9 protein-coding genes and 1 pseudogene are annotated in these 11,069 nt (G+C 59.4%); all 10 read left to right on the top strand.

Going from position 1 to position 11,069, the window contains the following annotated elements; all coding sequences use genetic code 11:
- Positions 1 to 311 precede the first annotated feature (311 nt).
- Positions 312 to 647 (top strand): hypothetical protein, encoded by a 336-nt coding sequence (locus FHT71_RS30875; RefSeq protein WP_132595251.1) that lies wholly within the window; start codon positions 312 to 314, stop codon positions 645 to 647.
- Between the two features lie 137 nt (positions 648 to 784).
- Positions 785 to 991, top strand: a complete 207-nt coding sequence (locus FHT71_RS30880; protein ID WP_007787687.1) for a hypothetical protein — start codon at positions 785 to 787, stop codon at positions 989 to 991.
- Between the two features lie 185 nt (positions 992 to 1,176).
- On the top strand, positions 1,177 to 1,983 hold the full coding sequence (locus FHT71_RS30885; protein WP_132595253.1) for a pseudouridine synthase: 807 nt from the start codon (positions 1,177 to 1,179) through the stop codon (positions 1,981 to 1,983).
- Positions 1,984 to 1,987: 4 nt separating this feature from the next.
- On the top strand, positions 1,988 to 2,683 hold the full coding sequence (locus FHT71_RS30890) for a phosphoribosyltransferase (protein ID WP_183723258.1): 696 nt from the start codon (positions 1,988 to 1,990) through the stop codon (positions 2,681 to 2,683).
- A 99-nt stretch (positions 2,684 to 2,782) separates the two neighbouring features.
- The gene (locus FHT71_RS30895) at positions 2,783 to 4,534 is read left to right on the top strand and encodes an SLC13 family permease (RefSeq protein ID WP_183723260.1); all 1,752 of its coding nucleotides are present in this window, start codon (positions 2,783 to 2,785) and stop codon (positions 4,532 to 4,534) included.
- A gap of 81 nt (positions 4,535 to 4,615) precedes the next feature.
- Positions 4,616 to 5,560: a phosphoribosylaminoimidazolesuccinocarboxamide synthase gene (locus tag FHT71_RS30900; protein WP_132595259.1), complete on the top strand. Its 945-nt coding sequence runs from the start codon at positions 4,616 to 4,618 to the stop codon at positions 5,558 to 5,560.
- A 103-nt stretch (positions 5,561 to 5,663) separates the two neighbouring features.
- Positions 5,664 to 6,266, top strand: coding sequence for a TetR family transcriptional regulator (locus tag FHT71_RS30905; RefSeq protein WP_007801257.1), 603 nt, complete (start codon positions 5,664 to 5,666; stop codon positions 6,264 to 6,266).
- 137 nt (positions 6,267 to 6,403) lie between these two features.
- Positions 6,404 to 7,621: an efflux RND transporter periplasmic adaptor subunit gene (locus FHT71_RS30910; protein WP_132595261.1), complete on the top strand. Its 1,218-nt coding sequence runs from the start codon at positions 6,404 to 6,406 to the stop codon at positions 7,619 to 7,621.
- A gap of 43 nt (positions 7,622 to 7,664) precedes the next feature.
- A complete protein-coding gene (locus tag FHT71_RS30915) occupies positions 7,665 to 10,769 on the top strand; it encodes an efflux RND transporter permease subunit (RefSeq protein ID WP_132595263.1) in 3,105 nt (1,034 codons plus the stop codon).
- 157 nt (positions 10,770 to 10,926) lie between these two features.
- Positions 10,927 to 11,069 (top strand): annotated as a pseudogene (locus FHT71_RS32080) (nodulation protein NodT); the annotation flags it as partial.

The raw sequence follows: 11,069 nt of genomic DNA on the forward strand, positions 1-11,069 counted from the left end.
CCCCTTTTCTAAGTCAACACCACCCAACAAAGTTTTTTGACATTTTTGTAACAGATTGATTCGATTGACGGATTTTCTGAAAGAGTGTTTTTGGTGCCGAACGGCGCTCCAGCCGACTTCGAAATTCCTTTATCAAATGGTCAAAAATCGTGGCTTCAGCCGTTTTCTGTCCTATCCGAACAGCGCAAAAGCGGCGTTTGAGGGTTGAAAGTCAGCGGATGAGGATCATTTGCCCCTTACACGGATCAAATCGCGCAGAACCTAAAGCAGCTCGTTCGTGTTCTCGTTCGTGCAGAGGAAAGGAGAAAGACATGGCTGCCACCACCGACGACATCAGAGCGTCCGTCAGCAAGGATATCGCCGCGCTCCAGCAGGAAGTATCCCGCCTGCAGAAAATGATCTCGGCGCAGGGTGCCGAAGCCTACTACGAAGTGCGCGACCGTGCCGGCAAGGTTTATGAAGATGCCCTCCCCCGCGCAAAGGGCGCCGTTGCCCAGATTCGGGCCGAAGGTGTGGCTGCCGCAGGCGCTGCCCGCGAGCATGCAGCGGCGACGACGACCGCGCTGGCACTTGCCGGCGCGATCGGTTTTCTAGCTGGCTATCTCTTGAGCGGCAGCCAACAGCCGCCACACCATTGGTGGCGCTGATATAGCGCCAGCGGAAACGCTCCGCTTTTATCGCGAGCCGCATGATCTGGAGGTCAATGCGGCTCGTAATACTTTGGTCTTAGAAAAACCAAGTTTAGTCGTTATTGCTGCGGCTAAAATGGGCGGGAGGATTACTCATGGAGAACCAGAAAGCGCACTTTATAGTCGAAGTCAGTGTTGACGGTGTCAACGGCCGCAAGGCGGTCGGCATCATGAACATGCGCCAAGCCCTTGAATTACCTGAATTGCCTTGCCTAGCCTATACTCATCCGGACCCCGCCAAAGCGGCCGCGGGTGTCGTTATCAGCCGCCAGGAACTCGCCGGTTTCATGGCTTGCCACTAAGGCTTGCCGATCTCTCCCCCGAAGACGAATTGGATGGCGCGTAAAGCGCCGTCCGGCTTTTTGACCTTCCCCACCCACCAACCCTTGAGCGTCTAATTTTTCCCCGCGTTTTGTCGGCGTCTTGCTGGCATCATGAAAGTGTTCGTGTCAGAACCTGATCAACGGAATTGACAGGATGGTACAGAGTGAGGCAACGGCGCTCACCTCAGAAATCGCGCGAGCGCGCAAGACCGAACGGCGAAGCGCCCGGCAAGCGGGTAACCCTGCCGCGTGCGCTTTCAAAGCTCGGCCATTGCTCGCGGACACAAGCTGAACGGCTGATCCTAGAGGGGCGCGTCTCAGTCGATGGTCGCAAAATCACCGACATCTCCGCCTGGGTGGACCTGGCATCGGCCAAGATCCGCGTCGATGGCACCGAGGTGGCCGCCGAGGCGAAGATCTATCTGATGCTGAACAAGCCACGCGGGCTGGTAACGACGCGCGATGATCCCGAAGGCCGGCCCACCGTTTACGACTGTCTCAGGGACTTCGAAGCGCCGCACCTTTCGCCGGTCGGCCGATTGGACAAGGCAAGCGAAGGTTTGCTGCTCTTTACCAACGATACCGTCTTCGCCCAGGCGCTGCTCGACCCCTTCACCCATGTCACGAAGACCTACCATGTCCAGGTCAACCGGATCATGGATGCCCAGATGCTGGCTGCGATGACCTCTGGCGTCCACCACGACGGCGAAGTTCTGAGGGCAACGTCCGCGGCGCTATTGAGGAGCGGCGACAAGAACGCCTGGATCGAGGTCGAACTCGATGAAGGCCGCAACCGCCAGATCCGTCGCATGCTGGAAGCCCTGGATATCGAATGCCTCCGCCTCGTGCGGGTTGCGATCGGGGGCTTGGCGCTCGGCGAATTGCCGAAGGGAGCAGTGCGCGCCTTGACGGATGCAGAATTGAAGGAACTGCGCCGGAGCGCAGGCATGGAACCGGCAAGACGGAATTGAGTGCATGACGGAATTGGCGGCGCACGAGTTTTGGCAGGAAGTTCACAACCCGGGCACTTTCAGGAGCGACGGAGACTTCTCATCTTCCTATGTCGCCGAGTTGGACGATGGGCGCCAGCTTCGCCTGCCGGTACGCGTGCTGGCAGACGGGCAGCATGCATTGGCCTCGCTGATCATCAATCAGGCGAGTTTCGAGGTTCTCGATTTGCTGGCTCAGTCGCTTGCCGAGAAGCTGAAGTCTTTCGAGGTCGAGGTCGTTGCGGGCCTGCCGACACTTGGGCTGACGCTCGCAGCTGCCGTGGCGCAAAAGCTGGGGCACTCGCGATATGTGCCGCTCGGAACGTCCCGAAAATTCTGGTACCGCGACGACCTGTCCGTGGCGCTCTCGTCGATTACCACCCCAAGTCAACAGAAACGTCTCTATATAGATCCCCGCATGCTGCCGTTGCTGGAGGGCCACCGCGTGGCGCTGATCGACGACGTCATTTCCAGCGGCACCTCGATCATTTCCGGGCTGCAGCTTTTCGCCGGTTGCGGCATCGAGCCTGTTGCGATCGGTGCTGCGATGCTGCAGTCGCGCCGTTGGTGCGGAGCGCTCGATGCAGCCGGATCACAATGGCGGGAAAGAATAGTGGGCGTGTTTTCCACCCCGATGCTGGAGATGACCGAGACCGGCACCTGGCGCCGGCCCGCTGACTGAGCGCATTGTCGGTGTGGAGCATGGAATGGGAGATTTCGCTCTATACAGCGCGGCCCGAACCGCTACATTCTCCCGGTGGACTGAGGTTCGGGACAAGCCATGACGTTCGAGCAAGCATCCTTGCTGATCCTCCTGCTCGCGATGCTCGTCCTGTTTTCACTGGAACGCTTCCGCATCGAGGTGATCGCGATTACCGGACTGCTCGCCGGTTATGCCCTCCACCTTTATTCCGCCGAGCAGGTCTTCTCCGGCTTCGCGAGCCCCGTGGTCGTGACGGTCGTGGAGATCCTGCTCGTCGTGCAGGTGCTGGCACGGGCGCAATTGTTCGATCGGCTCGCGGATTTTTTCGTGCACGCTAGATTTTCCAACGCTGCGGTCATCGCCACTTTGTCCGGAGCGACCGGCTTCATCTCCATCTTCATGAATAACATCGGCGCCTTTTCGATCGCCCTGCCGGCAACGCTGCGCGTCAGTGCTGCGCTCGAGATACCCAAACGGCAGTTGATCATGCCTATCTCTTTCGCGGCGCTCCTGGGCGGCATCGTATCGCTAATCGGTACGCCCGCGAACATGCTCGTCAGCAATGCTTGGGCGGAGACGAGCGGCACCGGCTTCCGACTCTTCGATTTTGCCTATGTCGGTCTGCCTGTCGCTGTAGTTGGTATCGTGCTGACCGCATGGCTCGCACCGCGGCTATTTCCGCAGGAAATCGACGGGACGGCTTCGGCAGAAACTGCCTCGCCAGCAAGACGCAGGATCACCGAACGACGTATTCCTGCGGGTTCATCGCTGATCGGCGCGCCCCTGTCGGATCTCCCCGATCGATTCTCGCTGCAGCCCCATACCCTCGTTCGCAATGACAAGTTCGTGTTCGGGACGCCCGATAAACTGGTCGTCGAGGCGGGCGACCTGCTGTTGGCCGAAGCGGACGATACGGTTTTTGATGGGCTTCAAACGTCCGGAACGCTGCTTCCGCAGCGACATCGGAGCGCAGCCGTTGCCGATCTCGACTATGTCGAGGCGGTCGTGATGCCGGAGAGCACTCTGGTCGGCTCGCGACTGCATTCTCTGGAGGTGTTCAGCAGTCGCGACGTCACGGTTTCCGCCCTCTCGATGCGCTCACCTCGGATCGAGGGGCGCTTTGCCGATCTGCAGCTGTCGATTGGCGACATTCTGGTGCTGGAGGGCGAGCAAAAGGCGATCGCCGAAGCGCTCGAGGAGTGCGAGTGTCTTCCGCTGGCGTCGCAGCCGCCGTTCCGAATGTCGGCATCGTCCTGGCAGCCCTTTGCCATCTTTGCCGCAGGCGTCGCGGCAACGGCCTTTGAACTCGTCACACCTGATATTGCGTTTGCGGGCGTCGTGCTTGTCCTGGCGCTTCTCAACTACCTGAACATTCGCCAGGCAATGGCGGACCTCAACTGGCCGATCATTATCATGCTCGGTGCGATGATCCCGATAGGTTCCGCCGTCGCTACAACGGGCACCGCCCAAGTCATCGCGGCGGCGCTCGGTTCCATGGTGTCGCTGGCCGAACCGACCACGGGGGTGGCGCTCGTTCTCTTTCTGTCAATGCTCCTGACGCCCTTTGTCAACAACGCGACCGTCGCGATCGTCATGAGCCCCATCGCCGTCGCCTTCGCAGCAACCGGGCATCAGTCTCCATCCGCCTATCTGATTGCCGTCGCCGCAGGCGCCTCGCTGGATTTTCTGACGCCGTTCGGCCACCATAACAATACGCTGGCCATGGGGATCGGGAGCTACCGCTTCAGCGACTTCCTGAAGGCCGGGGCACTGCTGACGGTGGTGAGCTATGGTCTTACGCTACTTCTCATCTATCTCTTCTGGCTTTAGGAGCGGGTTTGCTTGACATCCCCGGCGATGGAACTAGAGCAGGGGAAAGTTCACGATCAACGCAGAAGGATGGTCGAGCCCGTGCGAATCCTCTCCGAAGCCCATTTCCCAGAGCTCCCCAATTACTATCGCGGCAAGGTTCGCGAGAACTATGACCTGCCGGATGGGCAGCGCATCATCATCAGCACCGACAGACTGAGCGCCTTCGACCGCATTCTTACCTGCATTCCCTACAAGGGTCAGGTGCTGACGCAGACGGCTCGCTACTGGTTCGAGGCGACGAAGGACATCTGCCCCAATCACGTTCTCGACTATCCCGATCCGAACGTCGTCATCGGCAAGCGTCTCGATATCCTGCCGGTCGAAGTCGTCGTTCGCGGCTATCTCGCCGGCACAACGGGCACGTCGATCCTCACGCTCTATAAGAAAGGCGAGCGCGAGATGTACGGCATGCGACTGCCGGACGGCATGCGCGACAACCAGAAGCTTGCGACGCCGGTCATCACGCCGACCAGCAAGGAATTCGATGGCGGCCACGACGAGCCGCTGACGCCGGCAGAGATCGTCGAGCGCGGTCTCTTGACCAAGGAGCAGTGGGAGACATTATCGCGTTACGCACTGGCTCTCTTCGCGCGCGGCCAGGACCTTGCGGCCAAGCGGGGCCTTATCCTCGTCGACACCAAATACGAATTCGGCACCGACGAGAATGGCAACATCATTCTCGCGGATGAAATTCATACACCGGACAGCAGCCGCTACTGGCTGGCCGACAGCTATCAGGCAAGCTTCGAGGCCGGAACACGTCCGACAAGCTTCGACAAGGACTTTGTGCGCGCCTGGGTCGCGGAGCGCTGCGACCCTTATAAGGATGAGATCCCGGAAATCCCCGTCGAACTGATCCAGCAGACCTCCGAAGTCTACATCAAGGCCTACGAAAGCATCACGGCGCAACACTTTGTTCCCGACGACAGCGGAGCAACCCCGGTCGAGCGCATCCGCAAAAATCTGTCGGCCTACTTCTCGTAAGGCCGCCGCGCAGGAAGCCTGCAACATTGGCTTGCAGGCTTTCCGTCGTTGGCGCTAGCATCTGTAAAACTGGGGTGCCGGCCTCAAGCCGGCGGGGGAATGGATGGCACGCAGGCCAAGACGCAAGGCCGAAGAGACCCGCGAAGACATTCTCTCCATGGCAGAATTGCTGTTCCGCCAACGTGGTTTCGTCGCCGTTTCCATCGCCGACATTGCCGCCTCGCTCGGTATGTCGCCGGCCAATGTTTTCAAGCATTTCCGTTCGAAAAGCGCGCTTGTCGACGCCATTGCGGAACGCCACCTCGGCGAGGTCGCAGATCGCTTTGCCGCCTTCGACGATGAACTGCCGCCCAACGAGCAGCTGCTGCGTTTTGTATTGCGCCTGCTCGACAGCCATCTGCAGGACATTCAGCAGAACCCTTATATCTTCGAAATGGTCCTGATGACGGTGCAAGCCAAGCTCGAGGCCGGCAATCGATACAAAGAGCGCATCGTTCAAAAGCTGGACGATATCATACGGGTAGGTATCGCCGCGGGACGCTACCATTGCAGCAACCCGCAAGATGCCGCCAGCACAGTTGCCGATGTCCTGGCAAGCGTCCTGCACCCAGTTCTGATCGCCCGTGATGATAAGGACACACTTGTCCACCGCGCAAAGCAGATCGTCATTTTCGTCGATGCCGCACTGCAAAATAGCGCTTGCTAAGTGACGATTCATAACTTACGTCACTTCGTAAAGTCTTTCTTAAATTCGGATCAGTGGCATTCGATTCTGGATCGATGATCGGCCCTCATTGTTGATGAAGGCCATTGGTTCGGACGCCACCGCACAAGGAATTCATTATGATACGGCGCATTTTCCTCGTTTCCTCCGCCCTTGCTCTCGGCGGGGTACTCGCCGCATGCAGCGATAGCGGTAACAAGCAGGGCGCAGCCGGCGCCGCGGGTGCCGCTGCTCAGCAGGCCGCCCCGGTTGGTGTCATATCCCTGACGAAGGGCAGCTTCCCTGTCACCACGATCTTGCCAGGCCGCGCCGAAGCTTCGCAGATTGCCGACATTCGCCCACAAGTTAGCGGCATCATCGAGAAGATCCCCTTCAAGGAAGGTGGCGAAGTCAAGAAGGGTGACGTTCTCTACCAGATCGAAGACGCGCCCTATCTGGCAACCGCTGCACAGGCACGCGCCGCCATTGCCAAGGCAGAAGCAAGCGTTCCAAGCGCGCAAAGCAATTTCGATCGCTATCAGCGCCTTGTGGGTTCGGGCGCGACGCAAATCGAACTTGAGACGGCGCGCACCAACCTTCTGCAGGCGCAAGCCGAGGTCGAATCCGCAAAGGCAGCCCTAACCGCCGCCGAAATCGATGTCGACCACACGAAGATCATTGCGCCATTCGATGGCGTGATCGACCAGACGGCATACAACGTCGGCAACGTCGTCGCCGCCAACCAGACGACGGCGCTCACAACCGTACGCCAGCTGGATCCCGTCTATATCCTCCTGACGGAATCGAGCACGAACCTGCTGCGGCTTCGCGACGCGATCAGAAGCGGAGAAGTCAAGGGCAATGCCGGCAACGCCGCCTTCCGCCTCATCTTGGAAAACGGCAAGGAGTATGACCAGAAGGGCACGCTTGACATGTCGAAGTCCGTCGTCAGCGAGACGACCGGCACGTTCATCATCCGCGTCCGCTTTCCAAATCCCGATCATATCATCCTGCCCGGCATGTATGTCCGCGCCACGCTGGAACTCGGCGCAGAGCAAGGCTATGCGCTGCCGCAGCTTGCAACCAGCCGAAATGCGAATGGTGAGCTGACCGCGCAGTTCGTCTCAGCCGACGGCAAGGTCGAAACCCGTATCTTCGAAAACGCATCGCCGTCCAACAACGCCTGGCTCGTTACCGAGGGCATCAACGACGGCGATCAGTTGATCATCAGCGGCCTGCAGTCGATTTCCGCAGGCATGCCCGTCAAGCCAATGCCGATGAAAATCAATGACAAGGGGATCGTTGTGCCCGCTGATCAGGCCGCATCCGGTGAAGCGCAGAAGCCCGCCGCGAAGTAATCGCGACGAACCGTGATCAAAGCCGTACAGGAACAGTAAGCCAATGGCCAAGTTTTTCATCCGACGCCCGATCTTTGCTTGGGTCATCGCGATCACGATCATGCTCGCGGGCCTGCTCGCAATCTTCACGCTATCGATTTCGCAATATCCTGATATCGCGCCAACCACGGTACGCATCAATGCGACCTATCGCGGCGCGAGCGCCGAAACCGTCGAGAAATCGGTGACGACGATCATCGAAGACGGCATGACCGGCCTCGACGACCTGACCTATATGACGTCGACCTCGTCGACCGGGTCTGCCAGCATCTCGCTGACATTTGGCACCAGCGCCGACCCCGACATCGCGCAGGTCCAAGTCCAAAACAAGCTCCAGCTGGTCCAGTCCCAGCTGCCGAGCGACGTCATTGACGCCGGCATCAGCGTCACCCGCTCGACCTCGAGCATTCTGCTCGTCGGCTCGTTGGTTTCGACGGACGGCAAGCGCAACTCGGTTGACCTCGGCAACATCATGTCGACGTCCATCGAAGATCAGATCCAGCGTATCGAGGGCGTCGGCAGCATCAACATCTTTGGTTCGGGTTATGCCATGCGCGTATGGCTCGATCCGTACAAGCTATTGAAATATCAGTTAACGACCGGCGACGTTACCTCCGCGATCGAAGCGCAGAACACCCAGGTTTCGGTCGGATCGCTGGGCGCCCAGCCGTCGGTCGACGGCCAGCAGCTCAACGTGACCATCACGGCGCAAAGCCAGCTCACCACCGTTTCCGACTTCGAGCACATCATCTTGAAGGTTGAAAAGGACGGTTCCACCGTCCGCCTCAGCGATGTAGCACGCATCGAGATCGGCCAGGAAAGCTACGGCGGCTCCTCCCGCTACAACGGCCAGCCGTCGAGCGGCTTTGCCGTCAACCTTGCCATCGGCGCCAACGCCATCGATACCGCCGACCGCGTTCGCTCTGCCCTCGACACCATCAGCCACGGCCTGCCGGAAGGCGTGGAAATCACCTATCCGTACGACACGACCCCCTTCGTCGAACTGTCGATCGAAAAGGTGGTTCACACGCTGATCGAAGCCATCGTTCTCGTCTTCATCGTCCTTTTGGTCTTCCTGCAGAACCTCCGGGCGACACTCATTCCGACGATCGCCGTGCCAGTGGTTTTGCTTGGGACCTTCGGCATCCTCGCCATGGCGGGATATTCGATCAACACGCTGACGATGTTTGCCATGGTCTTGGCGATCGGCCTTCTCGTCGACGACGCCATCGTGGTCGTCGAAAACGTCGAGCGCATCATGACGGAAGAGAAGCTGTCGCCGCTCGAAGCCACAGAGAAGTCGATGGGCGAAATCACCGGCGCCATCGTTGGTATCGCGCTCGTCCTGACAGCCGTCTTTATCCCGATGGCTTTCTTCGGCGGCTCGACCGGCATCATCTACCGCCAGTTCTCCGTGACGATCGTCTCTGCGATGCTGCTTTCGGCACTCGTCGCGATCGTCCTGACGCCGGCGCTTTGCGCGACCATGCTAAAGCCGGTGACCGAACACAAGAAGCACCGGATCGGTGACTGGTTCAACCGCAACTTCACGCGTTCTACCAACGGCTATGTCCGGAGCATCGGCTACCTGCTGAAACGGCCGATCCGCGTCATGCTGGTCTTCCTCCTCATTGGTCTTGGCTGCGCCTACTTGTTCAATCGTCTGCCAAGCTCCTTCCTTCCACAGGAAGACCAGGGTGTCCTGCTGACGATCGTCACGACGCCTCCCGGCTCGACGACGCAGCAGACCCAGGCCGTCGTCGAAAAGGTCGAGAAATACTACCGCGAGAACGAGAAAGACGCCGTGCAGTCCGTCTTTGGCGCCCTTGGCTTTGGTTTCAATGGTTCCGGCCAGAACAGCGCCATCGTTTTCACTAAGCTCAAGGATTTCTCCGAGCGCACGGATCCGAACCTGCATGCGCAGGCTGTCGTGACGCGGGCGCTGAAGACCTTCTTCACCTTCCGCGAAGCGCAGGTCTTCGCGCTGCTGCCGCCGGCCATCCAGGGTCTCGGCGTCTCAAGCGGCTTCTCCATGTATCTCGTCGATACCGGCGGTCACGGCACCGACGCTCTGGACGCTGCCTCGAAGCGCTTGATCCAGGCCGCAAACTCCAGCGGCAAGGTCGTCGCGCTGCGCAGTAACAACAAGGAGGTCGAGCCGCAGATGAAGATCGTCATCGACCAGGAAAAGATCGGCGCGATGGGTGTCGATATCACCGCGGTCAACTCGATGCTCTCGGTCATCTTTACCGGTCGCGACGTGAACGACTTCACCTTGAATGGCGAGATCAAGCCGGTCTACGTGCAGGGTGACGCGCCGTTCCGCATGCAGCCTGACGATCTCGATCACTGGTATGCCCGCAACTCAAGTGGTGAAATGGTGCCCTTCTCTGCCTTCACCCGCACCGAATGGGTCAAGGGCGCCCCGACACTCGCACGCTTCAATGCAGTGAGCGCAATCCCGCTCGAGGGCGCGTCGGCACCGGGCGTGAGCTCGGGCGACGCCATGAACGAAATGGAAGCGCTGACTGAACAATTGGGCGGCGGCTACACCGTGGCCTGGCAGGGCATTTCCTATCAGGAGCGCCTGTCCGGTTCGCAGGCACCGATGCTCTATGCGATTTCCGTTCTCGTCGTCTTCCTCTGCCTGGCAGCGCTTTACGAAAGTTGGTCGATCCCGTTCTCGGTCATCATGGCCGTGCCGGTCGGCGTGCTCGGCGCCCTCGCCGCTGCAACTCTCTTCGGTCAGGCGAACGACGTCTACTTCAAGGTCGGCCTGCTGACGACCATAGGTCTGGCGGCGAAAAACGCGATCCTGATCGTGGAGTTCGCGAAGGACCGAATGGAAACAGGAATGGGACTGCTCGAGGCGACTCTTGAGGCGGCGCGCTTGCGCCTGCGCCCCATTATCATGACATCCCTTGCCTTCATTCTAGGTGTCGTGCCGCTGGCAGTCGCAACCGGAGCAGGCTCTGCGGCGCAGAACGCAATCGGTATTGGCGTGCTCGGCGGTATGCTTGCCGCGACCGCTCTCGGCATCTTCTTCGTGCCCTCGTTCTTCGTTGTTATCCGCCGGATCTTCTCGCGGACGAGCAAAAATGAAGCGTGAGTGTGATATAAATGCACTGTGAGAAGGTGAGACTCGTTGATACATTGCCGCCAACTGCTTCGGGATGGTGTTTCTCGTACGAGCGAAGCGCGGCCGATAGCGAAGCATGAAGGCTTCTGACAAGAATAGATTTGGTCGAGTTACAGGAAGATTTTTAATGGCATCTTTTCGCTTTGCCTCTCCGGCGCTTCTGCTTCTACTCGCGGGCTGTGTGAGTGGCCCGGACCATGTACCCCCGGAGATGCCGCTTCCGGCGAAGTTCAGCGAGGGTGGCGCCAAGGACATCGGCGACGTGTCGAC

This window comes from Rhizobium sp. BK060 (assembly GCF_014193145.1).
Classification (GTDB): domain Bacteria; phylum Pseudomonadota; class Alphaproteobacteria; order Rhizobiales; family Rhizobiaceae; genus Rhizobium.